This window comes from Streptococcus oralis, from assembly GCF_019334565.1.
Lineage (GTDB): Bacteria > Bacillota > Bacilli > Lactobacillales > Streptococcaceae > Streptococcus > Streptococcus oralis_CR.
The window spans coordinates 370806-395274 of sequence record NZ_CP079724.1; the positions used below are offsets into that span (position 1 = coordinate 370806).

Sequence of the window (24469 nt, forward strand, 5' to 3'; positions counted from 1 at the left end):
TTGCCGTAGGTATGGTTACTGACTTCGTCAGTTCTATCCACAACCTCAAAACACTGTTTTGAGCAACCTGCGGCTAGCTTCCTAGTTTGCTCTTTGATTTTCATTGAGTATTAGAACATACAATGGAGGTCGTCATGGACAATATCATCGATGTGTCAATTCCCGTTGCAGAAGTGGTGGACAAGCACCCAGAAGTTTTGGAAATCCTAGTGGAGCTGGGTTTTAAACCACTTGCTAATCCCTTGATGCGCAACACCGTCGGTCGCAAGGTATCGCTCAAACAGGGTTCTAAGCTCGAAGGAACTCCTATGGACAAGATTGTCCGCACACTGGAAGCGAATGGTTACGAAGTGATTGGATTAGACTAATGGCAGATGAACGGATTCATATCCTACGGGATATTTTGTTAGAATTGCACAATGGCGCCTCTCCTGAGTCAGTTCAGGAGCGTTTTGATGCGACCTTTACAGGTGTGTCAGCCATCGAGATTTCCCTCATGGAGCACGAGCTGATGAACTCAGACTCAGGTGTCACCTTTGAAGACGTTATGGAGCTCTGTGATGTCCATGCCAATCTTTTTAAAAACGCTGTTAAGGGTGTTGAAGTAGAGGATACCGAGCATCCTGGCCACCCCGTTCGCGTCTTCAAGGATGAAAACCTGGCCCTCCGTGCTGCCTTGATTCGCATTCGGAGATTGTTAGATACCTATGAGTCTATGGAAGATGAGGAAATGCTGGCAGAGATGCGCAAGGGTTTGGTCCGTCAAATGGGGCTGTTGGGGCAATTTGATATCCACTACCAGCGCAAGGAAGAGCTCTTCTTTCCTATCATGGAGCGCTATGGACACGATTCACCCCCTAAGGTCATGTGGGGAGTGGATGATCAGATCAGGGAACTCTTTCAAACAGCTCTAACGACAGCTAAGTCACTACCAGAAGTGCCGATTTCCACTGTAAAGGAAACTTTCGAAGCTTTTGCGACAGAGTTTGAAAGTATGATTTTCAAGGAAGAGTCCATCCTTCTCATGATTCTCCTTGAGTCCTTTACTCAGGATGACTGGATTCAGATTGCGGAGGAGAGCGATGCTTACGGCTATGCCATCATCCGTCCGTCTGAGAAATGGGTTCCAGAACGTCAGAGTTTTGTTGAGGAAAAGAGTGCAGAGGAGCCCGTGCAGCTAGACACAGCTGAAGGCCAAGTGCAACAAGTTATCGATACGCCAGAAGGCCAGTTTATCATTACCTTTACCCCTAAGGAAAAGGAAGCAGTGCTGGACCGCCATAGTCAACAGGTATTTGGCAATGGCTATCTCTCCGTAGAGCAGGCCAACCACATCCTAAATAACCTCCCTATGGAGATTACCTTTGTCAATAAAGACGATATTTTCCAGTATTACAATGACAATACGCCAGCTGATGAGATGATTTTCAAACGGACGCCGTCCCAAGTCGGGCGTAATGTAGAACTCTGCCATCCGCCTAAGTACCTAGAAAAGGTGAAGGCCGTTATGAAAGGTCTTCGTGAAGGTAAAAAGGACAAGTATGAAATGTGGTTCAAGTCTGAGTCGCGAGGCAAGTTTGTCCACATCACCTACGCTGCAGTGCACGATGAAGCTGGGGAATTTCAAGGCGTGCTAGAGTATGTTCAGGACATCCAGCCCTATCGTGAGATTGATACGGACTACTTCCGTGGATTAGAATAAGGAGAATCAATGAGTTACGAACAAGAATTTATGAAGGAATTTGAAGCTTGGGTCAATACCCAAATCATGATCAACGACATGGCGCACAAGGAAAGTCAAAAAGTTTACGAAGAAGACCAGGACGAGCGTGCCAAAGATGCTATGATTCGCTACGAGAGTCGTTTGGATGCTTATCAGTTCTTGCTGGGTAAATTTGAAAATTTCAAGGCGGGCAAGGGATTTCATGATTTGCCAGAAGGATTGTTTGGTGAACGGAATTATTAAAATACAGATACTTTCTTGATTTTTTGCCAAAATCTTGATAGAATATCTTTATTAAATCCTTGTCAGAGCAGGGATTTTTTATTGAAAGGATTTTATCATGTCAAAGAAACTCCAACGTAAAAAACAATTGCGAAATCACCTCCGTCGCTCAGGTGCATTTTCAAGTACGGTGACCAAAGTTGTCGAAGAGACCAAGAAAGTTGTGAAACATGCAGAAAAATCTGCCAGCCAAGCAGGAAAAGTTGTCTCTAAAAAAGTGGAACAAGCAGTAGAAGCGACTAAAGAGCAAGCTCAAAAAGTAGCCAATTCAGTAGAAGATTTCGCAGCTACTTTGGGTGGCCTCTCAGTAGATCGTGCTAAGACTTTCTATGATGAGGGGATCAAGTCGGCTGCTGACTTTAAAAATTGGACTGAAAAAGAACTCCTTGCCTTGAAAGGAATCGGCCCAGCTACCATCAAGAAATTAAAAGAGCACGGAATCAGCTTCAAGTAATCTTTCTTGCCCCTTGCATTTCCGAGAAAAACTTGCTACAATAGAGCCATTAGAGGTGTTTTGAATCCCACATTTTACAGAAAGTGGCGGTGCTGAGAAGTCCACAAATGTGTCAAAACTGGTTGCTGATGGATGAAAAATGAAATAATATTGTCTTTTTGTTTTAAAGACGAGAGTTGCGGGCATCTGCCCGAAATTGGGTGGTACCGCGGATAAGCACATTCGTCCCTGTCATGGATATGGCAGGGGCGATTTTTTGTAGAAAGCGAGGTAGAAGGATGACAAGAGCAGAGTTGCCAGAACGAATAGAGACCGAGCGTCTGGTCTTGCGAGTCCGTACCGTGGCTGATGTTGTGGATATCTTTGACTATGCCAGTAGGCCAGAAGTTTCCTACCCAGCAGGCTTTCCGCCCGTCAAGACCTTGGAAGATGAGATTTATTATCTGGAGCATATTCTGCCCGAGCGCAATGAAAAGGACAATCTCCCAGCTGGTTACGGCATAGTGGTTAAAGGGACCGATACTATCATCGGCTCTGTTGATTTCCCTCGTCGTCACGAGGATGATGTCTTGGAGATTGGCTATATCTTACATCCAGACTATTGGGGCCGAGGCTATGTGCCCGAAGCGGCACGTACCTTGATTGATTTAGCTTTTAAAGAATTGAACCTACACAAGATTGAACTAACTTGTTTTGGTTACAATGTCCAAAGTCAACGAGTCGCTGAGAAACTTGGCTTTACCTTAGAAGCTCGAATCCGAGACCGCAAAGATGCCCAAGGAAACCGCTGTGACAGTCTGATATATGGTTTGCTGAGGAGTGAGTGGGAGAGTTTTTAATGAGTAAGATATATTCTTGTTTTTATATGCTTTAAGGGAGACATGATGAGAAGTAGTCATAATCAAATATTAGATGCTTGGATTACAGTAGAACAATTATCAGAAGGGAATATTGAAAAAAGTGATTCTAAGTATAAGATTTTTCAAGGTGATGATTATCAATCAATATTAAAAGATTTTTTTAAACGTCAAAAATTAAAATCCAGTTCAGGGATTGCTGTTTATTGTGGAATTTTCCCTTTTCGAAAAATTATTGAAGTGTTAAGAGGCAAATACAATTTAAAGGCGACGGAGGAAGAATTGGGAAGAGCTTCTTATAAATTTACTTTTGCTCTATACTTTGATAAAGATTTGAAGTTCTTAGCTGATAAGTTTTTTTTAACCATGAGTGGGCAAATTTTCAAAAATGGGGAATTGCCTAAAGATTTCTTAATAGCAGAAAATGAGCTTCGAGAACAGTTAGGTCAGGCGTTTCTTGATGGAGAGTTCAATGAAGTTTTTAGTAAACTTCTCAAAAAGTATGAGATTTCACCAAGTGATTGCAGATATTATTTTGTTAAGAATTTTGCTGACGAAATAAATTTACATTCATTTTTTCTAAAGGATTTGAAATATGCAAAATCAATTTATAATGAAAATCTCAATCGTTATTTATCAGGATTCGATTCTGTAAGGGTTAATTTGGACGGCAATAAAGAATCATCCTATTTTAATCCCAAAGATTTAGAAACTATACTTGAACCGAAAAATTATCCATTAGGAAGATTTCCTAGTAACCCTGAATATGCTCTTTCCATGATGCAACAAGTAGCTGTAAATTTAGCTTCGAATGCGGATGAAGATGTGAGAAGTGTCAATGGTCCTCCGGGGACTGGTAAAACGACACTTTTAAAAGATATTTTTGCAGATCTGGTAACGGAACAGGCGAGAATTATTAGTGAATTATCGGCTCCTAAGCTTAAAGGGAATCTAGTTTGTCATGACAAACTAGATCTTATTGCAAAATTACCAAAAGAAATTGCAGAAAAAGGAATCGTAGTTGCAAGTTCTAATAATGGTGCTGTTAAAAATATTGTTAATGAATTACCCCAAAGAAAAGAAATTTATCAGAAATTAAATTGGTTAGATGAATTAAAGAAAATTGATTACTTTGCTGAAATCAGTAATGATTTATTGTTAGAAGATGAAGATGTTTCTAACGACAAAAAATATTGGGGATTGTTTTCGATAGAAGGTGGAAAAAAACAGAATAGAGACCGTCTGCAAAATGTTTTAAAAGCAATACGACAAGAGTTGAATTCGGATAAATTTCAATCGAATCCATCAGTATACGAAGAGTTTAAAATTCAATATCAGAAGCTATTTGATAAAAGAGAAAAGATGCAAGATATAGCAGATAAGATTCGATTGCATGTAAAATTGAAAAATGCTTACCAACAGGTTGAGATAGAGTTTCATCAGGATGATGCCCAAAGACGTTCAGAACTATCTAAAATACGGGATAAACATATTCAATTAGAAAATAGTAAAAAGGAAATAGAATCTGAGCTGTTTGAGCATGAGCGTCTTATTTCTATGTTAAATGTTAACAAACAGATAGCAGCACAAGATGTTGAGTTGATAAAATTACAAGCTCCACGTTTCTTATGGTTAAAAAGACTTTTCACACCATCGAAATTAGATACTTATTTTACGAGATTGAATCAAGCGAATGAAAGTCTAAAAGCAGAACTGAAGAAAGTACATGATGAAAGTCAATATTGCCACGGTTTGCAAAAAGAGATAAAAATGCATGAACTTGAATTAAATCAATTGAGTCAAAGGCAACAGAGGTATAATGAATGGAAATCTAAACAAGAAGATAAATTAATTCGTCATCAGGAAAAAATTTTGAAATTACAATCGGAACTTGCTACATACCCTGTTAAAAAGTTGAATTTTTCTGTTCCATATGAAGAACTACAAGTATCAAATTTTTGGTTTGATGATGACTATCGAGAAGAGCAGAGTCGTTTGTTTATTAAAGCACTGGCAGTTAGGAAGCAATTTATATATGACAATAAAAAGCATTTTGAAAAAGCATTAAGGATTTGGGAGAAGCCTCAAAACTATTCAATGAGAGATAATGCTAGTGATTTATATAAAGCTGCGTGGAATTGGGTCAATTTCACTGTTCCAGTTATTAGTACAACTTTTGCAAGCTTTAATTCCATGTTTCGGTGTTTGCCTGAAAATAGTATCGGTAATGTATTTATTGATGAAGCGGGTCAGGTATTACCTCAAGCAAGTGTGGGGGCTATTTTTAGAAGTAAGCATATTATGGCTGTTGGGGATCCTTCTCAAATACAACCAGTACAGACTATGGATAAAAATATTTTAGGATTTTTAGCACAGCACCACAAGATAGCCTCTAAATATCTTGTGTCATCAACGCAAGAATTGATGGATTCTGCTAGTAGATATGGTTTTAAAAAACAAGATGGGACATGGATAGGACTTCCTCTCTGGGTTCATCGTCGTTCTAGTGATCCGATGTTCAGTATTTCCAATAAAATTTCTTATGATAATTTAATGGTTCAAGGAAAGGAAGAAGCTCGAGGTCTGGGAGAATGGTTTGACGTTGGTGGAGGTGCTAAGGATAAATTTGTTCCTGAGCAAGCTGATTATTTGAAAGAAGAGTTGCAGAAAAGACATGAGGAATTTGATGATATTTATGTCATTACTCCTTTTAAAAATGTATCGGTTCAACTAGCAAAAGAACTAGATAAAATCGGTTTCACAAAGCGGGAGAATGGAAAACCTATAAATGTAGGGACGGTACATACTTTCCAAGGAAAAGAAAATAAGATTGTATATTTTGTGCTTGGAGCAGATAATATGAGTGAGGGGGCTGCTCGCTGGGCTGTCTCTGAACCCAATATTTTAAACGTTGCAGCGACTAGAGCTAAAGAAGAGTTTTATATTATTGGGAATAAATCTCTTTACAAAGCCACACAGAGCCCTATTATAAGAGATACTATTGACATTTTAGATTCTTATCAAAGTAGCTTAGAAATTAACTAGAAAGGACAAACACATGTCTAAAGAACTTTCACCTAAATACAATCCAGCCGAGGTTGAGGCTGGTCGTTACCAAAAATGGCTTGACGAAGATGTTTTCAAGCTTTCAGGCGATCAAAAGGCTAAGCCTTATTCAATCGTGATTCCACCACCAAATGTAACTGGGAAACTTCACCTTGGCCACGCTTGGGATACGACTTTACAAGACATCATCATCCGTCAAAAACGCATGCAAGGCTTTGATACGCTTTGGCTTCCAGGTATGGACCACGCGGGGATTGCCACTCAGGCTAAGGTTGAGGAGCGCTTGCGTGGTGAGGGCATTTCCCGCTATGACCTTGGTCGTGAGAAATTCCTCGAGAAAGTCTGGGAATGGAAAGACGAATATGCCACTACCATCAAGGAACAATGGGGTAAGATGGGTCTCTCTGTAGACTACTCTCGCGAGCGTTTTACCCTTGACGAAGGTTTGTCTAAAGCCGTTCGCAAGGTCTTTGTGGACCTTTACAAAAAAGGATGGATCTACCGTGGTGAGTTTATCATTAACTGGGACCCAGCTGCTCGCACAGCCCTTTCTGATATCGAGGTGATCCATAAGGATGTTGAAGGTGCCTTCTACCACATGAATTACATGCTGGAAGACGGCTCACGCGCCCTTGAAGTGGCGACAACTCGTCCTGAGACCATGTTTGGGGACGTTGCGGTTGCGGTCAATCCAGAAGACCCACGCTACAAGGACTTGATTGGTAAAAACGTCGTCCTTCCTATCGCTAATAAATTGATCCCAATCGTTGGAGATGAGCACGCTGATCCTGAGTTTGGTACTGGTGTCGTGAAAATCACACCTGCCCATGATCCAAACGACTTCTTGGTTGGTCAACGCCATAACTTGCCACAAGTCAACGTCATGAACGATGACGGAACTATGAACGACTTGGCTTTCGAATTTGCAGGCATGGACCGTTTTGAAGCTCGTAAGGCAGTCGTGGCTAAGTTGGAAGAAATCGGCGCCCTTGTCAAAATCGAAAAACGTGTCCACAGCGTTGGTCACTCAGAACGTACAGGTGTTGTGGTTGAACCACGCTTGTCTACGCAATGGTTCGTCAAGATGGACCAATTGGCTAAAAATGCCATTGCCAACCAAGATACAGAAGACAAGGTTGAATTCTACCCACCTCGTTTCAACGATACCTTCCTCCAATGGATGGAAAATGTCCATGACTGGGTTATCTCTCGTCAGCTCTGGTGGGGTCACCAAATCCCAGCTTGGTACAATGCTGAGGGAGAAATGTACGTCGGTGAAGAAGCTCCAGAAGGCGATGGATGGACTCAGGACGAAGATGTCTTGGATACGTGGTTTAGTTCTGCTCTTTGGCCATTCTCAACCATGGGCTGGCCTGATGTCGACTCAGAAGACTTCAAACGTTACTTCCCAACTTCAACCTTGGTAACAGGTTACGACATTATCTTCTTCTGGGTATCTCGTATGATCTTCCAATCCTTGGAATTCACTGGTCGTCAGCCATTCCAAAACGTTCTGATCCACGGCCTTATCCGTGATGAGCAAGGACGCAAGATGTCTAAATCTCTCGGTAACGGGATTGACCCTATGGATGTCATCGAGAAATACGGTGCCGATGCCCTTCGTTGGTTCCTTTCAAACGGTTCTGCGCCAGGTCAAGACGTGCGCTTCTCTTATGAAAAAATGGATGCTTCATGGAACTTCATTAACAAGATTTGGAACATCTCTCGCTACATCCTTATGAACAATGAAGGCTTGACCCTTGAGCAAGCAACTGCCAATGTGGAAAAAGTGGTTAACAAGGAAGCTGGAAACGTCACTGACCGCTGGATTCTCCACAACCTCAATGAAACAATCGGAAAAGTCACTGAAAACTTTGATAAGTTTGAGTTTGGTGTAGCTGGCCATATCCTCTACAACTTCATCTGGGACGAGTTTGCGGATTGGTACGTTGAGTTGACCAAGGAAGTCCTTTATAGCGACAACGAAGAAGAGAAAGTCATCACACGTTCTGTTCTCCTTTACACTTTGGACAAGATCCTTCGTCTCCTTCACCCAATCATGCCATTCGTGACTGAAGAAATCTTTGGACAAATCTCAGAAGGTTCTATCGTTACAGCAGAATACCCAACTGTTAACCCAGCCTTTGAAGACCTTGCTGCCCACACTGGTGTCGAAAGCCTCAAAGACTTAATCCGTGCCGTTCGTAATGCGCGTGCGGAAGTAAACGTTGCTCCAAGCAAGCCAATCACCATCCTTGTTAAGACAAGCGATAGCGACTTGGAAGCATTCTTTAACAGCAATGTCAACTACATCAAACGCTTCACAAATCCAGAACACTTGGAAATCGCATCAACCATCCCTGCACCTGAACTCGCTATGTCAAGCGTCATCACAGGAGCAGAAATCTACTTGCCACTGGCAGACCTCTTAAATGTCGAAGAAGAACTAGCTCGTCTCGACAAGGAACTGGCTAAATGGCAAAAAGAACTGGATATGGTTGGTAAGAAGCTCTCTAACGAACGCTTCGTAGCCAATGCCAAACCAGAAGTCGTCCAAAAAGAACGCGACAAACAAGCCGACTACCAAGCGAAATACGATGCGACCGTAGCACGTATTGATGAGATGAAGAAGTTGGTTAAATAAGTTATAAACCTCGGCAATTTGCTGGGGTTTTTGGTATAATGAAAAATGAGAATATTTTTTGAAAAAAGGTAAGAAATGATAGAAGTTGTAGACTTATTTTCTGGTGCTGGAGGATTGACTTTTGGCTTTCAGAATACAATTAAAAATAATACATTTGTTTCCAGAAATGACTTTAACATTAGATTTGCAAATGAATTCAATCATGATGCAGCAGAAGCTTTCAGACAAAATTATCCTAGAGTTACTATGATTGAGGAAGATATTGCTAATATAGATGAACATTTTTTAAAATCCAAAGGAATCAGTTCAAAAAGAGTTGATTTAGTTATTGGTGGACCACCTTGTCAGTCATTTAGTACGGTTGGTAAGAGACAATATGATAAAAGAGCTAAAATGTATAGAGAATATCGAAGGATACTTTCTTTTATCCAACCTAAGATGTTTGTTTTTGAAAATGTTTATGGACTTTTAACTATGAAAAACGAACAGAACGGCCCAATCATTAGAAATGTAAAAGAAAGTTTTAATGATTTATCAAGCTTTGGTGATGTTAGTGGTTATGACGTTTATACTAAATTAATTAATGCAAAAGATTTTGGTGTTCCTCAAAATAGAGAACGTGTCTTTTTGATAGGAATAAGAAAGGATTTAAAAATCAAGTTCGAGTGGATATTCCCAGAAGAAACTACCCTAAATAATGAAATTACATTAAGAGACGCAATTAGTGATTTACCTATATTAGGAAATAATGAACAAAAAAATAATTATATATGTGAACCAAGAACAGAGTACCAAGCTTTATTAAAAGGAAATCAAACCGAGCTACTTAATCATGTTAGTCGAAATCATGGTGAGAGATTACAAAAAATAATGAGAGCTCTTGGAGAGGGGCAAGGGAAAAACGATATTAATAGGATGGTAGAAGATGGTATTTTAGATAAAGATTTATACCTGACTTCTGGCTATAATAATACTTACGGTAGATTGTGGTGGGATAGACCTTCAACTACCATCACAAATAATTTATCAACTCCATCCTCCTTACGTTGCATTCATCCTAGTCAAAATAGAGCTTTGACTGCAAGGGAAGGTGCAAGAATACAGTCTTTTCCAGATAATTATAAGTTTGTCGGAGGTCTACAAGCAATTAATACTCAGATTGGTAATGCTGTTCCTCCAATTTTAAGTATTCATTTAGCTAATAGAATTAAAGATTTCTTTAAAGAAAATAATTTGTAAAAAGGAATTAATATGTCAGAAAAAAATACAATACAATTCAATTTTTCATACTATGCTTTAAATTTACTTGGTAAACAAATGTATACTAATAGATGGAGTGCTATTTCTGAACTTGTAGCAAATGGATTAGATGCTGGTGCAACAAATGTAAAGTTATATATTAATTCTATTAATAAGAAAAAATCTATTTTGGAGATAATAGATAATGGAAGTGGCATGTCTTATAATGACTTGGCTACAAAATATGCATTAATAGGCAGGAATAAGCGTTTGTCTGAAAATGAATTGTCAGATAAAATTAAAGGACGCAAGGGGATAGGTAAACTAGCTACGTTGTTTCTATCTAAAAAGTACTATATTGTTTCAAAAAAAGCTGGTGTCACAACTGCATGGATGTTAGATTCAACTGATAAAAATGATAATGATGTTCCAGAACTAATAAGAGTAGATGCTTCAGAAGTTGGGATTGAAAATAGAGAATTATGGGAACAATATGATACAGGAACTCTTGTTAAATTAGTTGATGTAAATATGTCAGGATTTGCTGAGACAAAATTCGAATCTTTAAAACTTCGCTTGGCCGATTACTATCTTTTAGATAATATTAATGCAAGTATAGAAGTAGCCTATATTACTGATTCTCGAAAAAGAGCAACATTTGAAAAAGTAGAGAAAAAAATAGCGTTCAAAAACTTTTTTGCCTTTTTTGAAAATGATTTAGAAAATAATTTATCCAATAAATTATCGGAAAGTGTAGTAATTCCAAATAGCAAATATGAAGATTTTAGGACCAAACGAAGGGATGTTGTCAAATTTTCAAAAGAAGATTTTAAAAATATAGAAGGTAGAGAAAGGTTCATAACTACTTCTGGAAAATCTAAGTTTTTTCCTTATGAATTAAAAGGTTGGATTGGTATCCATTCGACAATAAATACAAATGAGGCTAAGCAAAATGATCCAAATTTTGTAAAAAATGATGTTCATAAACCTAACAGGTTGAAATTATATGTCCGTGATAAGTTAGCAGTGGAAAATTTTCTCGAGTATTTAGATAATACTCAAGCAATGAGAGTCTATTTAGAAGGAGAAATATCCTTTGATATCTTGGATAATGATGAACTTGAAGATATTTCAACATCTTCTCGTGAAGGATTTTCAAGAGAAGATGAACGAGTTAAGCTACTAATTAGTATTTTGAAACCAATTATTAGTAAGTTGATTAGTGAAAGAAATAAAATTGCTACGCAAATTAGTGCTGAAGATCGCATGGAAGATGAACGAAGGCTCGAAAAAGAGAGGGAAGAAAGAAGAAAAGAAAGAGAGGCTCGGCGACAAGAAGAAAGAGAAAAAAGAATAGCTGAACAAAAGGCTGAGATACTGGAACAAAAAAATGAACACTTGATAGAAGCAAATGCTCAATTAGAAACACAAAATACTATTCAAAAAGTAATGCTACAAGAAAATGATCCAGAAAAACAGGAATTATTTGTTCATGAATTAAATACAATCAGCGATAACTTGGTTTATACCATCAGTGATCTAGCTGAAGATTTTCGAAAAACTAAAGAATATGATAGGGTCAGTGAATATATTATTGATTTCAAAAGAAGTGCGGATCGTCTTAGTACTATAAAAAGACAGTTTTTGAAATTAGGTACATATGATTTAATAGGTAAGCAACTAATTGACATTAAGTCATATTTAAAGAGCTATCTTAAAGTTAGCCCGCATAGAAAAAGGATTATTGATGAGATAAGTCCTGGAGAATTTGGAAGAGAAATAGATGTTTTTGAGTTTGCAATTTTAGTAGACAATTTAATTTCAAATGCTATTGATAACAATGCAACTTTTATAAATTTTTCTTTTTTAGATAATGAAAATAAATTAGTTATTAGCTCAGACACAGCACCAATCAAGATAGCACCTATTGAAAAAATATTTGACCTAGGAGTCAGTTCAAAAAATTTTGGGACAGGTGTCGGATTATACTTGGTTAAAGAAATTTGTGACGAGTATAATTGGAAAATAGATGTATCGCAAGACGCATCAAATGTAAATTTTGAAATAAAAATGGAGTAACTGAAATTGAGAAATGAAGTGAGAGTGATTTGGTTGGAAGATTCTATAAGTGGTATAAATAAGAGGCCTCATCAAACAAGATTTGAAGCAGTAAAAGAACATATAGAATCTAAAGGATATCAACCTAATATCACAGTTGTTACTGATATTAAAGAAGCAAAACGCTTATTGACGATAAGAGGTGGAGAAGAACGATATGACTTTTTTATTTCTGACTTTGATTTAGGGGGAGGAACAGATGCTGAAAAGGGATTAGACTATTTAGTTGAAGTGAGAAAATCAAAAAATTATAAGCGTTTTTTTGTATTATATTCTCGAAATGAGTATTCTACGATCTCTCAAAAAGTTGTTGAAAAATTACAAGATGAGGAGAATATTAATCTATTTACTAATTTTTCATTTATATCTGTTGCGACAGATGATAAGTATACGATTGAACATGTTAAGCAGAAATTTAAAGATTCTATAGATATTGGATTAGCTAGATGGGACGAATTAAACGCTATTCGAGGAATGTATATGTGTGAACATGCTGAGATCGAATATCATTTAAGAGAAAAAGGGATAGCTGGCAAGTATGATGAACAGATAGGTTATTTTTGTACAAAAGAGAATATTCCTCAAGATATTCATACATTGTGGAATGAACAAAGAAAGATTCGAAACGCTTTAGCACATGTTAGGGAAGCATTTGATCATAGAAAAAAATGCTTCTATATTGTATCTAATGAAGATCCCAGGATAAAAATATTTGAAAATGATTTAGATACACACAGAAGTAAGTTAAGAGATTTGAGAGAGAAACTAGATTTATAGAAGTAGGAAGCTGTATAACAAATTTAGTCAATTTGCTTCTATATCTCCACCTCACGATGCCATCGGCTGGGTAGCAAAGAAATAAAAAGTCCTGCCACTTTCTCCCATTTAACCTTTGACTATTCCGCAAAATTATCGTACAATAAAGAGTACATGATAAAATGAGGTCAGAGTCTGTTCGCTCTGGCGATAGTAGTAAAAATGAGGAGAAACGCTTTGGAATTAGAAGTATTTGCTGGGCAAGAAAAAAGTGAACTATCTATGATTGAGGTAGCGCGTGCTATCTTGGAACTTCGTGGTCGCGATCATGAGATGCATTTTAGCGATCTTGTAAACGAAATTCAAAACTACCTTGGAACATCAAACAGCGATATCCGCGAAGCTTTGCCTTTGTTCTACACAGAGTTGAACTTTGACGGTAGCTTCATCTCTCTTGGAGACAACAAATGGGGGCTTCGTTCATGGTATGGTGTGGACGAAATCGACGAAGAAATCATCGCTCTTGAAGAAAGTGACGACGATGAAGTAGCACCAAAAGCTAAGAAAAAACGTGTCAATGCCTTTATGGATGGTGATTCAGATGCCATTGACTACAATGCGGATGATCCAGAAGACGAAGATGCATACGAAGCAGATCCAGCTCTTTCATATGATGATGAAAATCCAGATGATGAGAAAAATGAAGTGGAAGCTTACGATGCAGAAATCAACGAAATCGCTCCTGATGACTTGGGTGAAGACGTGGATCTTAACGAAGAAGACGACGAGTTTTCTGACGATGATGCTGAAACGAGTGAAGAAGAGTAAAAGACTTCGCAGAGGAGATCGTAAGATCTCCTTTTTTATTCCTTGAGCAGGTCATCCGTTTGGATGCGGATCTTTAATTTGTTTTCTGAAAACAATCTTCTTTTTTCATGTTTTACCGATTCGGATTGACAAATGTTCTGCTTTGAGGTATTATATTGTTCGGGCACCTCTTTTAGAGGTCGGGGCTCCCTAGTTACTAGGGAGCTATTTTTGTTTTTTCAGGAAGTTTTTCTTGAAAAGTCGTTATCCATAAAGGTCTTGTTCTCTATCTCCCCTCGTAGTCAACAAGGCCTTGAGCATTTTAGAAAGAGGAATCTATGTCAACGAAATATATTTTTGTAACTGGTGGTGTGGTATCGTCTATTGGGAAAGGGATTGTCGCAGCAAGTCTGGGCCGCCTCTTGAAAAATCGTGGTCTCAAAGTAACTATTCAGAAGTTTGACCCTTATATCAATATCGACCCGGGAACTATGAGTCCTTACCAGCACGGGGAAGTCTTTGTGACAGATGATGGGGCTGAGACCGATTTGGACTTGGGCCACTATGAACGTTTCATCGATATCAATCTCAACAAATATTCCAACGTGACAACTGGTAAAATCTACAGTGAAGTTCTTCGTAAGGAACGCCGTGGCGAATACCTTGGGGCAACTGTCCAAGTCATTCCTCATATCACAGATGCTTTGAAAGAGAAAATCAAGCGTGCTGCTGTAACGACAGACTCGGATGTCATTATCACAGAGGTTGGTGGAACTGTTGGAGATATCGAGTCCTTGCCATTCCTAGAGGCCCTTCGTCAGATGAAGGCAGATGTGGGGGCAGATAACGTCATGTACATCCATACAACCTTGCTTCCTTACCTCAAGGCTGCTGGTGAGATGAAGACCAAGCCGACTCAGCATTCTGTAAAAGAATTGCGTGGTTTGGGAATCCAGCCAAATATGTTGGTCATTCGTACAGAAAAACCAGCTGGTCAAGGAATTAAAAATAAACTAGCTCAGTTCTGTGACGTAGCTCCAGAAGCTGTTATCGAGTCTTTGGATGTCGAACACCTTTACCAAATTCCATTGAACTTGCAGGGTCAAGGCATGGACCAAATTGTCTGTGACCATTTGAAACTAGACGCACCAGCAGCGGATATGACAGAATGGTCAGCTATGGTGGACAAGGTCATGAACCTGAAAAAACAAGTTAAAATTTCCCTTGTCGGTAAGTATGTGGAGTTGCAAGATGCCTACATCTCAGTGGTTGAAGCCTTGAAACACTCTGGTTATGCCAACGACGCAGAAGTGAAGATTAATTGGATCAACGCCAATGATGTGACAGTAGAGAATGTGGCAGAACTCTTGTCTGATGCGGACGGAATCATCGTACCAGGAGGTTTTGGCCAACGTGGTACGGAAGGAAAAATTCAAGCCATCCGTTATGCGCGTGAGAATGATATTCCAATGTTGGGAGTCTGCTTGGGAATGCAGTTGACTTGTATCGAGTTTGCTCGTAACGTTTTAGGTCTTGAAGGTGCCAATTCTGCAGAGCTTGATCCTGATACAAAATATCCTATCATTGATATCATGCGTGACCAAGTTGATGTTGAGGATATGGGCGGAACCCTTCGTTTGGGACTTTATCCATCTAAGTTGAAACGTGGTTCTAAAGCAGCGGCTGCTTATCACAATCAAGAAGTGGTGCAACGCCGTCACCGTCACCGTTATGAGTTTAACAATGCCTTTCGTGAACAGTTTGAGGCAGCAGGTTTTGTCTTCTCAGGTGTTTCTCCAGACAATCGTTTGGTAGAAATCGTGGAAATTCCTGAAAATAAATTCTTTGTGGCTTGTCAGTATCACCCTGAACTTTCCAGTCGTCCGAACCGTCCAGAAGAACTCTACACTGCCTTTGTCACTGCAGCAGTTGAGAACAGCAATTAGCAAAATTCGAACCTTTGAGAATAATCTCAGAGGTTTTTTAATTCATTCAGGAACTCAGGCGCTTGGCAATAAGAATCAGAACGCTTTTTCCTTCACCGAGGGAAGAGGAGTTTTACTTGTTTTTCTGCTACTTCCTCATTTGTCCTAGAGCCCTTTTTGTGTTACAATGAATGGTATGAAAGCTAAGAAATTATGGATGACTGGCTTGACAATGGCTGGTCTAAGTGCCCTCGCTTTGGGTGCCAAAAAAGCAGCAGATAACCACAAACTTATGAAGACTCAGGAAGAGTTGGCCGCTATCGTGCGCGAACTTTTCTCAGATATGGGAGAGATCGCGACTCTCTATGTTCAAGTCTACGAAAGTAGCCTAGAGCGACTGGTCGGAGGAGTCATTTTTGAGGATGGTCGTCACTATACCTTTGTCTATGAAAATGAAGATCTAGTCTATGAGGAGGAAGCCTTATGATTATTCCCAGTAATATAGAAGAGCTAGCAGGTTTTGTCGAGCAAGATGGCAAGAAGGTCTTCCTTTTTGTGGCGGACTGGTGTGGCGATTGTCGTTATATCTATCCTGCCTTGCCAGAGATTGAGGAGACAAATCCAGAGTTCACCTTTATTCGAGTGGACCGTGACCAGTACATGGATCTAGCCAAACTCTGGGATGTGTACGGGATTCCTAGCCTTGTTGTGCTAGAAAAGGACAAGGAAATCGGCCGATTTGTCAATCGCGACCGTAAAAGCAAGCAACAAATTAATGACTTTTTAGCAGGACTGAAATAGGAGAAAAAGAAAACAATGATTTTTACATATAACAAAGAACATGTTGGCGATGTCCTTATGGTCATCGTGAAAAACAGCGGAGTTGCCAAACTGGACGTGGAGCGTAAAGGCAAGATAGCCCGTGTGTTCCTCAAAGAAAATGGGGAAACAGTGGCTTGGAATATTTTCGACCTTTCAAGTTTGTTTGAAATTGCAGAGCGTGGTCAAGTCTTTTTATCAGATGAGCAAGTAGAACGTTTGAACCAAGAATTGCAGGCGGAAGGCTTTACAGAAGAAATTGTCAATGACAAGGAACCTAAGTTTGTTGTTGGTGAAATTGTCGAGATGGTGGCTCATCCTGATAGTGATCACCTCAACATCTGCCAAGTTGCAGTCGCAAGTGACAAGACAGTGCAAATCGTTGCAGGAGCACCTAATGCGCGTGTTGGGTTGAAAACCATTGTGGCTCTTCCTGGAGCTATGATGCCAAAAGGTAATCTCATTTTCCCAGGCGAACTTCGTGGCGAAAAGAGTTTTGGCATGATGTGCAGTCCTCGTGAATTGCATCTACCAAATGCTCCGCAAAAACGTGGGGTTATTGAATTATCAGAAGACCAAGTTGTCGGAACTCCATTTGACCCAGCCAAACACTGGACTGCCTAGGAAATTGTCAGTATTTGATAGACCAGATAGAGGGGGATAAGATGGCAAAAAATGTAGTGATTACAGGGGCGACTTCAGGAATCGGTGAAGCGATTGCACGTGCTTATCTGGAGCAGGGGGAGAATGTCGTTCTAACAGGGCGACGGACAGACAGACTAGTGGCCCTCAAGTCAGAGTTTGCAGAAACGTTTCCAAATCAAACAGTTTGGATTTCCCCACTTGATGTGACGGATATGACCATGGTAAAGACTGTTTGTTCCGATATTCTAGAAACGATAGGACAGATTGATATCTTGGTCAATAACGCCGGGCTGGCTCTTGGTGGTTTAGCTCCCTATCAAGACTATGAAGAGTTGGATATGCTAACTATGTTGGATACCAATGTCAAAGGTTTGATGGCAGTCACTCGTTCTTTCTTGCCTTCCATGGTTGCAGCAAATCAAGGCCATATTATCAACATGGGATCGACCGCAGGAATCTATGCTTATGCTGGGGCAGCTGTTTACTCAGCCACCAAGGCTGCAGTCAAGACTTTTTCAGATGGACTGCGAATTGATACCATTGCGACAGACATCAAGGTGACCACCATTCAGCCAGGAATTGTCGAAACAGATTTCTCTACAATTCGTTTTCATGGTGACAAAGAGCGAGCTGAGGCGGTCTATCAGGGAATCGAAGCCTTGCAAGCTCAGGATATTGCAGACACAGTGGTCTATGTGACCAGTCAGCCTCGTCGTGTGCAGATTACAGATATGACCATTATGGCCAATCAACAGGCGACTGGATTTATAGTTCATAAAAAATAAAAAATTTTCCTCGAAAGTTACAAATTTCTGTAACTTTTTTTGATTTCCTGCGAATAGATAAGTAGGAGGAAGAAAATATGTATAATAAAGTTATCATGATTGGGCGCTTGACGTCTACACCAGAATTGCACAAAACCAACAACGACAAGTCAGTAGCTCGCGCAACTATTGCTGTGAACCGTCGTTACAAAGACCAAAATGGGGAACGTGAAGCTGACTTTGTCAATCTTGTTCTTTGGGGGAAATTGGCTGAAACCTTGGCAAGCTACGCAACCAAAGGTAGTCTTATCTCTGTGGATGGAGAACTTCGTACCCGTCGCTTTGAGAAAAATGGTCAAATGAACTATGTGACTGAAGTTCTTGCCACAGGATTCCAACTTTTGGAAAGCCGCGCCCAACGTGCTATGCGTGAAAATAACGCTGGACAGGATTTGGCAGACTTGGTTTTGGAAGAGGAGGAATTGCCATTTTAAGCATAGAAAAGCCTGAGTCAATCTTAGGCTTTTTTATCTTGAGAAAGTCAGACTTTTTTCTTGACTATTTCTGACCAAGTGATACAATAGAACTATAAATTAGCACTCAGATATAAAGAGTGCTAATAATATGTAGTTCATCATGGAGGAAAACAGATGTTGAAACCATTAGGAGACCGTGTGGTCTTGAAAATCGAAGAAAAAGAACAAACTGTTGGAGGCTTTGTCCTTGCAGGCTCAGCCCAAGAAAAAACAAAAACAGCCCAAGTTGTAGCTACTGGACAAGGTGTTCGTACCTTGAACGGTGACTTGGTAGCTCCAAGCGTTAAAGCTGGAGACCGTGTCTTAGTTGAAGCCCACGCGGGTATTGATGTCAAAGATGGAGATGAAAAGTATATCATCGTTGGTGAAGCTAACATCTTGGCAATCATTGAAGAATAGAAGGAGAAAGTAAGTATGTCAAAAGAAATTAAATTTTCATCTGATGCTCGTTCAGCTATGGTCCGCGGTGTCGATATCCTTGCAGACACTGTTAAAGTAACCTTGGGACCAAAAGGTCGTAATGTCGTGTTGGAAAAATCATTTGGCTCACCACTCATCACCAATGACGGTGTTACTATTGCCAAAGAAATTGAACTAGAAGACCATTTTGAAAATATGGGTGCCAAATTGGTATCAGAAGTAGCTTCAAAAACCAATGATATCGCAGGTGACGGAACGACAACTGCAACTGTTTTGACTCAAGCTATCGTACGTGAAGGAATCAAGAACGTCACAGCAGGTGCCAACCCAATCGGCATTCGTCGGGGGATTGAAGCAGCAGTTGCTGCTGCAGTAGAAGCCTTGAAAAACAATGCCATCCCTGTTGCCAATAAAGAAGCCATCGCTCAGGTTGCTGCTGTATCTTCTCGTTCTGAAAAAGTCGGCGAATACATCTCTGAAGCCATGGAAAAAGTTGGCAAGGATGGAGTTATCACCATTGAAGAGTCACGTGGGATGGAAACAGAGCTTGAAGTTGTAGAAGGAATGCAGTTTGACCGCGGTTACCTTTCACAGTACATGGTGACAGATAGCGAAAAGATGGTGGCTGACCTTGAAAATCCATACATCTTGATTACAGACAAGAAGATCTCCAATATCCAAGAAATCTTGCCACTTCTAGAAAGCATTCTCCAAAGCAATCGTCCACTCTTGATTATTGCAGATGATGTGGATGGCGAAGCTCTGCCAACTCTTGTCTTGAACAAGATTCGTGGAACCTTCAACGTCGTTGCTGTCAAAGCTCCTGGCTTTGGTGACCGTCGTAAAGCCATGCTTGAAGACATCGCCATCTTGACAGGAGGAACAGTTATCACAGAAGATCTTGGTCTTGAGTTGAAAGACGCGACGATTGAGGCGCTTGGTCAAGCAGCGAGAGTAACTGTGGACAAAGATAGCACGGTTATCGTAGAAGGTGCAGGAAATCCTGAAGCTATTTCTCACCGTGTTGCGGTTATCAAGTCTCAAATCGAAACTACAACTTCTGAATTTGACCGTGAAAAACTCCAAGAACGCTTGGCAAAATTGTCAGGTGGCGTCGCAGTCATCAAGGTCGGAGCTGCAACTGAAACTGAGTTGAAAGAAATGAAACTTCGTATCGAAGATGCCCTCAACGCTACTCGTGCAGCCGTTGAAGAAGGAATCGTTGCAGGTGGTGGAACTGCTCTTGCCAATGTGATTCCAGCTGTTGCTGCCTTGGAATTGACAGGTGATGAAGCAACAGGACGTAGTATCGTTCTCCGTGCCTTGGAAGAACCTGTTCGTCAAATCGCCCACAATGCAGGATTCGAAGGGTCTATCGTTATCGATCGTTTGAAAAATGCTGAAGTTGGTACAGGATTCAACGCAGCAACTGGTGAGTGGGTTAATATGATTGAAGAAGGAATTATCGACCCAGTTAAGGTTAGTCGTTCTGCCCTTCAAAATGCAGCCTCTGTAGCTAGCTTGATTTTAACAACAGAAGCAGTCGTAGCCAATAAACCAGAACCAGTAGCCCCAGATCCAGCAATGGATCCAAGCATGATGGGCGGGATGATGTAAAAGTAACTTATAAAAAACACAAAAGGAGGGAACATGCATCCCTCCTTTTATGGTTTCCTCTTCTAAATAGATTTGAGCTCTCCTAACTTATATGATAAAATAAGACTAGAAGAAGGAGAAGAACATGATTGATGTAGAAGAAATTCTGAGCAAGATGAATCCCAATCAGAAGATTAATTATGACCGTGTTATGCAGAAAATGGTTCAGGTTTGGGAAAAAAATGAGGAACGGCCAACTATTCTCATGCATGTTTGCTGTGCTCCTTGTAGTACCTACACCCTAGAATACCTGACAAAATACGCTGATGTGACCATCTATTTTGCCAATTCCAATATCCATCCTAAGGCAGAATACCACAAGCGAGCTTACGTCACCAAGAAATTTGTCAGTGATTTCAATGAGCGAACAGGCAATACAGTCCAGTACCTAGAAGCTCCCTATGAACCAAATGAATACCGGAAGTTAGTCAGAGGACTGGAAGAAGAACCCGAAGGTGGCGACCGTTGCAAGGTTTGTTTTGATTACCGTTTGGACAAAACAGCGCAAGTGGCTATGGATTTGGGCTTTGACTACTTTGGTTCAGCCTTGACCATTAGTCCCCATAAGAATTCTCAAACCATCAACAGCATCGGAATCGATGTGCAAAAGATTTATACCACCCACTATCTCCCAAGTGATTTCAAGAAAAATCAAGGCTATAAGCGTTCGGTGGAGATGTGCGAGGAGTATGATATTTATCGTCAATGTTATTGTGGGTGCGTCTATGCAGCTCAAGTTCAGAATATTGATCTTGTTCAGATTAAGAAGGATGCCACGGCTTTCTTGTTGGATAAGGATGTTGAAAAAGACTATTCTCATATCAAGTTTACTGTCACTAAATTAGATATATAGCAATTAACCCAGCTTCCAGGCTGGGTTTTTTAAATAAAAAACCAGGGCTCTCACCCCGGTTTGACAACTTTACCGATTCTTTAGTTCTATGTAGCGTTTGTACCAAATGTTGACATAGGCCTCTGAGAAAGGACCGCGTCCATTGTTGATCCAATCAACAAGGATTTTAACATGCTCTTTCAAAATATAGTCTAAATCATCAGAATACTTCATTTTGCGTTTATGGCGCTCATATTCTTCAACGTCCAAGAGACGTTTTTCACCATCAGTGAAGACCTTGACATCCAAATCATAATCAATGTATTTCAGGGCTTCCTCATCTAGATAGTAGGGGCTGGCCATATTGCAATAGTAGGAAATTCCATTATCGCGAATCATAGCAATGATATTAAACCAATATTTTTTGTGAAAGTAAACAATAGCCGGTTCTCGAGTCACCCAACGACGACCGTCACTTTCGGTAACAAGTGTGTGGTCGTTGACGCCAATAATGGCGTTCTCTGTTGTTTTTAGTACCATGGTGTCCCGCCAAGTACGGTGAAGACTCCCATCATGCTTATAACTTTGAATTGTAATAAAGTCGCCTTCTTTTGGAAGTTTCATAACTAACCAACTTTCTACAATTTATAAGTTTATCGTTTACTATTATATCATAAATTGGTCTAATTTTTTTGAATTTTACACGAAAATATTAAAGATATTCTCTGAGAGCGCTGGCTATATCCGAAAAATCATAGCCTTTTCTAGCTAAAACTTGGGTTAAACGCTGTTTAAGTTCGTAACCTTCATATTTACGAGCATACTTAGCATATTGTTTGTCTAGCTCTTTAAAAATGAGTTCTTGAGTCGTTTCTTGGTCGACTTGACTGTCCAAGTCATCAAAGGCACTTTTAGCATCGGGATAGGAGAAGCCTTTGTTCGTCAAGCTTTGAATGATCTTATCCTGCAAGCCACGAGCAGGAAGCTTTCCGGTGTATTTTTTAAGCAGTTTCTCAGCTACCCGTTGAGCAACTTCTGAAAAATCAAAAATCTTTAAAACATCATCAATAGTTGATTTGGCAATTCCTTTTTGAGACAGTTTTTGAGCTAGCAAATAGGGTCCCTTATCTCCAGAAAGTTGATTTGCATTGATGATAGAGCAGGCATACTGAAGATCATTAATCCAGTTATCTTCTTTAAGATTAGCGATAACTTGACTAGTGATTTTTTCATCAAGATCATACTTTTTCAGATACTCTCTCACTTCCTTTTCAGTACGAGCCTTGAAGGATAAATGGTAGAGAGCGAGATTCTTACCATAAGAAAACTGAGCAAAGCCTTGTATCTCGATTAATTCTTCCTTGCTAACCACCTTATCTTTAGACAACATAAAACGGACAATGGTATCTTCCGTGATATAAGAGGTTTGCTGTCCATCTAACTCCATCAAGTAGAGACGTTTTTTCTTTTCAAGTTTTGTGATTTTCATAGTTCTATTATACCCTAAAATGTGATAAGATAGGGGTATGAATCTGAAAGTCAAACAAAAAATACCTTTAAAAATCAAGCGGATGGGCATCAATGGTGAGGGAATCGGTTTCTATCAGAAAACCCTCGTTTTTGTGTCAGGCGCCCTCAAAGGAGAAGACATCTATTGTCAGATTACTTCTATTAAACGAAACTTTGTCGAAGCCAAATTGCTAAAGGTTAATAAGAAGTCAAAATTTCGAGTCGTACCAGCTTGTACGATTTATAATGAATGTGGTGGCTGCCAAATCATGCACCTCCACTACGATAAACAGTTAGAGTTTAAAACGGATTTACTCCACCAAGCCCTGAAAAAATTTGCTCCTGCAGGATATGAAAACTATGAAATCCGTCCAACTATCGGAATGCAGGAACCAAAGTACTACCGTGCTAAGCTTCAATTCCAGACTCGAAAATTTAAAAATCAGGTCAAGGCAGGTTTGTATGCGCAAAACTCTCATTACCTCGTAGAGTTGAAAGACTGTTTGGTGCAAGATAAGGAAACCCAAGTAATAGCGAATCGCCTAGCTGAACTTCTTACTTACCACCAAATTCCAATTACAGATGAGAGAAAAATACTAGGTGTTCGCACCATCATGGTACGCAGAGCAAGAAAAACGGGGCAAGTTCAGATTATTGTTGTCACGAATCGCCAGCTAAATTTGAATCAACTAGTCAAAGACCTAGTTAATGATTTTCCAGAAGTTGTCACGGTTGCTGTCAATACAAATACAGCAAAAACAAGTGAAATCTATGGTGAAAAGACAGAAATTATCTGGGGCCAAGAGAGTATTCAAGAAGGAGTACTCGACTATGAGTTTTCTCTCTCGCCCCGAGCTTTTTATCAGCTTAATCCTGAGCAGACAGAAATTCTCTATAGTGAAGCAGTTAAGGCCCTGGATGTCAGTAAAGAAGACCATCTGATTGATGCGTATTGTGGTGTTGGGACGATCGGATTTGCCTTCGCAACTAAGGTCAAGAGTCTCAGAGGGATGGACATTATCCCAGAAGCCATAGAAGATGCCAAGCGAAATGCTAAAAAAATGGGATTTGACAATACCCATTACGAAGTGGGAACAGCTGAAGAAATTATTCCACGCTGGTATCAAGAAGGCTACCGAGCAGATGCCCTGATAGTCGACCCTCCTCGTACAGGTTTAGATGATAAGCTACTGGATACCATCCTGACCTATGTCCCAGAAAAAATGGTCTATGTATCCTGTAATGTTTCGACCTTGTCACGAGACTTAGTTAAACTAGTAAAAGTCTATGACCTCCAGTATATCCAGTCGGTCGATATGTTTCCCCACACTGCACGGACAGAAGCAGTGGTTAAGTTAGTGAAGAAAAAACCCAACTTCACTGAAAAAAGTTCTTGACAAAGGTAAAAAAGTAGGTA

23 protein-coding genes are annotated in these 24469 nt (G+C 39.9%); 21 read left to right on the plus strand and 2 right to left on the minus strand.

Going from position 1 to position 24469, the window contains the following annotated elements; translation table 11 throughout:
* The first annotated feature begins 134 nt into the window (after window positions 1-134).
* From KX728_RS01890 to KX728_RS01985, 20 genes are all read left to right on the plus strand, one after another.
* Window positions 135-368, plus strand: a complete 234-nt coding sequence (locus tag KX728_RS01890; protein WP_000368739.1) for a DUF1858 domain-containing protein — start codon at window positions 135-137, stop codon at window positions 366-368.
* Window positions 368-1702: a DUF438 domain-containing protein gene (locus KX728_RS01895; protein WP_215804993.1), complete on the plus strand. Its 1335-nt coding sequence runs from the start codon at window positions 368-370 to the stop codon at window positions 1700-1702. The genes KX728_RS01890 and KX728_RS01895 overlap by 1 nt, the downstream gene beginning before the upstream one ends.
* 9 nt (window positions 1703-1711) lie before the next feature.
* The gene (locus KX728_RS01900; protein ID WP_000119707.1) at window positions 1712-1966 is read left to right on the plus strand and encodes a DUF1912 family protein; all 255 of its coding nucleotides are present in this window, start codon (window positions 1712-1714) and stop codon (window positions 1964-1966) included.
* Window positions 1967-2063: 97 nt separating this feature from the next.
* The gene (locus tag KX728_RS01905; protein ID WP_215804992.1) at window positions 2064-2459 is read left to right on the plus strand and encodes a helix-hairpin-helix domain-containing protein; all 396 of its coding nucleotides are present in this window, start codon (window positions 2064-2066) and stop codon (window positions 2457-2459) included.
* Between the two features lie 278 nt (window positions 2460-2737).
* Window positions 2738-3298 carry a GNAT family N-acetyltransferase gene (locus KX728_RS01910; protein WP_215804991.1) on the plus strand — a complete coding sequence of 187 codons (561 nt, stop codon included), beginning with the start codon at window positions 2738-2740 and terminating at the stop codon, window positions 3296-3298.
* A gap of 45 nt (window positions 3299-3343) precedes the next feature.
* Window positions 3344-6361, plus strand: a complete 3018-nt coding sequence (locus KX728_RS01915) for a DEAD/DEAH box helicase (RefSeq protein WP_215804990.1) — start codon at window positions 3344-3346, stop codon at window positions 6359-6361.
* Window positions 6362-6374: 13 nt separating this feature from the next.
* Window positions 6375-9026, plus strand: coding sequence for a valine--tRNA ligase (locus KX728_RS01920; RefSeq protein ID WP_215804989.1), 2652 nt, complete (start codon window positions 6375-6377; stop codon window positions 9024-9026).
* A 75-nt stretch (window positions 9027-9101) separates the two neighbouring features.
* Complete coding sequence (locus KX728_RS01925; protein ID WP_215804988.1) at window positions 9102-10265, plus strand: DNA cytosine methyltransferase; 1164 nt, start codon at window positions 9102-9104, stop codon at window positions 10263-10265.
* Window positions 10266-10277: 12 nt separating this feature from the next.
* The gene (locus KX728_RS01930; protein ID WP_215804987.1) at window positions 10278-12344 is read left to right on the plus strand and encodes an ATP-binding protein; all 2067 of its coding nucleotides are present in this window, start codon (window positions 10278-10280) and stop codon (window positions 12342-12344) included.
* 6 nt (window positions 12345-12350) lie between these two features.
* A complete protein-coding gene (locus KX728_RS01935) occupies window positions 12351-13160 on the plus strand; it encodes a hypothetical protein (protein ID WP_215804986.1) in 810 nt (269 codons plus the stop codon).
* 216 nt (window positions 13161-13376) lie between these two features.
* On the plus strand, window positions 13377-13967 hold the full coding sequence (gene rpoE, locus KX728_RS01940; protein WP_000418415.1) for a DNA-directed RNA polymerase subunit delta: 591 nt from the start codon (window positions 13377-13379) through the stop codon (window positions 13965-13967).
* A 317-nt stretch (window positions 13968-14284) separates the two neighbouring features.
* Window positions 14285-15892 (plus strand): CTP synthase, encoded by a 1608-nt coding sequence (pyrG, locus tag KX728_RS01945; RefSeq protein ID WP_215804985.1) that lies wholly within the window; start codon window positions 14285-14287, stop codon window positions 15890-15892.
* A 166-nt stretch (window positions 15893-16058) separates the two neighbouring features.
* Window positions 16059-16358: a DUF4651 domain-containing protein gene (locus KX728_RS01950; protein ID WP_215804984.1), complete on the plus strand. Its 300-nt coding sequence runs from the start codon at window positions 16059-16061 to the stop codon at window positions 16356-16358.
* Complete coding sequence (locus KX728_RS01955) at window positions 16355-16672, plus strand: thioredoxin family protein (RefSeq protein WP_215804983.1); 318 nt, start codon at window positions 16355-16357, stop codon at window positions 16670-16672. Before KX728_RS01950 ends, KX728_RS01955 begins: the two co-directional genes overlap by 4 nt.
* Before the next feature lie 15 nt (window positions 16673-16687).
* Entirely contained in the window at window positions 16688-17314 is a 627-nt protein-coding gene (gene ytpR / locus KX728_RS01960; RefSeq protein WP_215804982.1) for a YtpR family tRNA-binding protein, read from the plus strand.
* Window positions 17315-17355: 41 nt separating this feature from the next.
* Window positions 17356-18120: an SDR family NAD(P)-dependent oxidoreductase gene (locus KX728_RS01965; protein ID WP_215804981.1), complete on the plus strand. Its 765-nt coding sequence runs from the start codon at window positions 17356-17358 to the stop codon at window positions 18118-18120.
* Between the two features lie 77 nt (window positions 18121-18197).
* Window positions 18198-18593: a single-stranded DNA-binding protein gene (locus KX728_RS01970; protein WP_000282459.1), complete on the plus strand. Its 396-nt coding sequence runs from the start codon at window positions 18198-18200 to the stop codon at window positions 18591-18593.
* A gap of 156 nt (window positions 18594-18749) precedes the next feature.
* Window positions 18750-19034, plus strand: a complete 285-nt coding sequence (groES, locus tag KX728_RS01975; RefSeq protein WP_000917320.1) for a co-chaperone GroES — start codon at window positions 18750-18752, stop codon at window positions 19032-19034.
* Between the two features lie 15 nt (window positions 19035-19049).
* Complete coding sequence (groL, locus tag KX728_RS01980) at window positions 19050-20672, plus strand: chaperonin GroEL (protein ID WP_215804980.1); 1623 nt, start codon at window positions 19050-19052, stop codon at window positions 20670-20672.
* A gap of 124 nt (window positions 20673-20796) precedes the next feature.
* Window positions 20797-21564, plus strand: a complete 768-nt coding sequence (locus KX728_RS01985; RefSeq protein WP_049519800.1) for an epoxyqueuosine reductase QueH — start codon at window positions 20797-20799, stop codon at window positions 21562-21564.
* A 69-nt stretch (window positions 21565-21633) separates the two neighbouring features.
* Here the strand turns inward: KX728_RS01985 and ntdP are convergent, their stop codons facing one another.
* Entirely contained in the window at window positions 21634-22167 is a 534-nt protein-coding gene (ntdP, locus tag KX728_RS01990; protein ID WP_000775318.1) for a nucleoside tri-diphosphate phosphatase, read from the minus strand.
* An 88-nt stretch (window positions 22168-22255) separates the two neighbouring features.
* Window positions 22256-23032: a recombination regulator RecX gene (recX, locus tag KX728_RS01995; protein ID WP_049519799.1), complete on the minus strand. Its 777-nt coding sequence runs from the start codon at window positions 23030-23032 to the stop codon at window positions 22256-22258.
* A gap of 37 nt (window positions 23033-23069) precedes the next feature.
* On the opposite strand from recX, the gene rlmD reads away from it, so the two are divergent.
* Window positions 23070-24449 carry a 23S rRNA (uracil(1939)-C(5))-methyltransferase RlmD gene (rlmD, locus tag KX728_RS02000; protein ID WP_219108660.1) on the plus strand — a complete coding sequence of 460 codons (1380 nt, stop codon included), beginning with the start codon at window positions 23070-23072 and terminating at the stop codon, window positions 24447-24449.
* Window positions 24450-24469 lie beyond the last annotated feature (20 nt).

What these genes read in the sequence shown, in the direction of transcription:
- groL (WP_215804980.1), top strand. Translation starts at nt 19,050, where the DNA reads ATGTCAAAAGAAATTAAATTTTCATCTGATGCTCGTTCAGCTATGGTC.
- groES (WP_000917320.1), top strand. Translation starts at nt 18,750, where the DNA reads ATGTTGAAACCATTAGGAGACCGTGTGGTCTTGAAAATCGAAGAAAAA.
- KX728_RS01965 (WP_215804981.1), top strand. Translation starts at nt 17,356, where the DNA reads ATGGCAAAAAATGTAGTGATTACAGGGGCGACTTCAGGAATCGGTGAA.
- KX728_RS01925 (WP_215804988.1), top strand. Translation starts at nt 9,102, where the DNA reads ATGATAGAAGTTGTAGACTTATTTTCTGGTGCTGGAGGATTGACTTTT.
- KX728_RS01895 (WP_215804993.1), top strand. Translation starts at nt 368, where the DNA reads ATGGCAGATGAACGGATTCATATCCTACGGGATATTTTGTTAGAATTG.
- KX728_RS01930 (WP_215804987.1), top strand. Translation starts at nt 10,278, where the DNA reads ATGTCAGAAAAAAATACAATACAATTCAATTTTTCATACTATGCTTTA.
- KX728_RS01950 (WP_215804984.1), top strand. Translation starts at nt 16,059, where the DNA reads ATGAATGGTATGAAAGCTAAGAAATTATGGATGACTGGCTTGACAATG.
- KX728_RS01890 (WP_000368739.1), top strand. Translation starts at nt 135, where the DNA reads ATGGACAATATCATCGATGTGTCAATTCCCGTTGCAGAAGTGGTGGAC.
- KX728_RS01900 (WP_000119707.1), top strand. Translation starts at nt 1,712, where the DNA reads ATGAGTTACGAACAAGAATTTATGAAGGAATTTGAAGCTTGGGTCAAT.
- KX728_RS01955 (WP_215804983.1), top strand. Translation starts at nt 16,355, where the DNA reads ATGATTATTCCCAGTAATATAGAAGAGCTAGCAGGTTTTGTCGAGCAA.
- ntdP (WP_000775318.1), bottom strand. Translation starts at nt 22,167, where the DNA reads ATGAAACTTCCAAAAGAAGGCGACTTTATTACAATTCAAAGTTATAAG.
- rlmD (WP_219108660.1), top strand. Translation starts at nt 23,070, where the DNA reads ATGAATCTGAAAGTCAAACAAAAAATACCTTTAAAAATCAAGCGGATG.
- pyrG (WP_215804985.1), top strand. Translation starts at nt 14,285, where the DNA reads ATGTCAACGAAATATATTTTTGTAACTGGTGGTGTGGTATCGTCTATT.
- KX728_RS01985 (WP_049519800.1), top strand. Translation starts at nt 20,797, where the DNA reads ATGATTGATGTAGAAGAAATTCTGAGCAAGATGAATCCCAATCAGAAG.
- recX (WP_049519799.1), bottom strand. Translation starts at nt 23,032, where the DNA reads ATGAAAATCACAAAACTTGAAAAGAAAAAACGTCTCTACTTGATGGAG.
- KX728_RS01905 (WP_215804992.1), top strand. Translation starts at nt 2,064, where the DNA reads ATGTCAAAGAAACTCCAACGTAAAAAACAATTGCGAAATCACCTCCGT.
- KX728_RS01970 (WP_000282459.1), top strand. Translation starts at nt 18,198, where the DNA reads ATGTATAATAAAGTTATCATGATTGGGCGCTTGACGTCTACACCAGAA.
- KX728_RS01920 (WP_215804989.1), top strand. Translation starts at nt 6,375, where the DNA reads ATGTCTAAAGAACTTTCACCTAAATACAATCCAGCCGAGGTTGAGGCT.
- KX728_RS01915 (WP_215804990.1), top strand. Translation starts at nt 3,344, where the DNA reads ATGAGAAGTAGTCATAATCAAATATTAGATGCTTGGATTACAGTAGAA.
- ytpR (WP_215804982.1), top strand. Translation starts at nt 16,688, where the DNA reads ATGATTTTTACATATAACAAAGAACATGTTGGCGATGTCCTTATGGTC.
- KX728_RS01910 (WP_215804991.1), top strand. Translation starts at nt 2,738, where the DNA reads ATGACAAGAGCAGAGTTGCCAGAACGAATAGAGACCGAGCGTCTGGTC.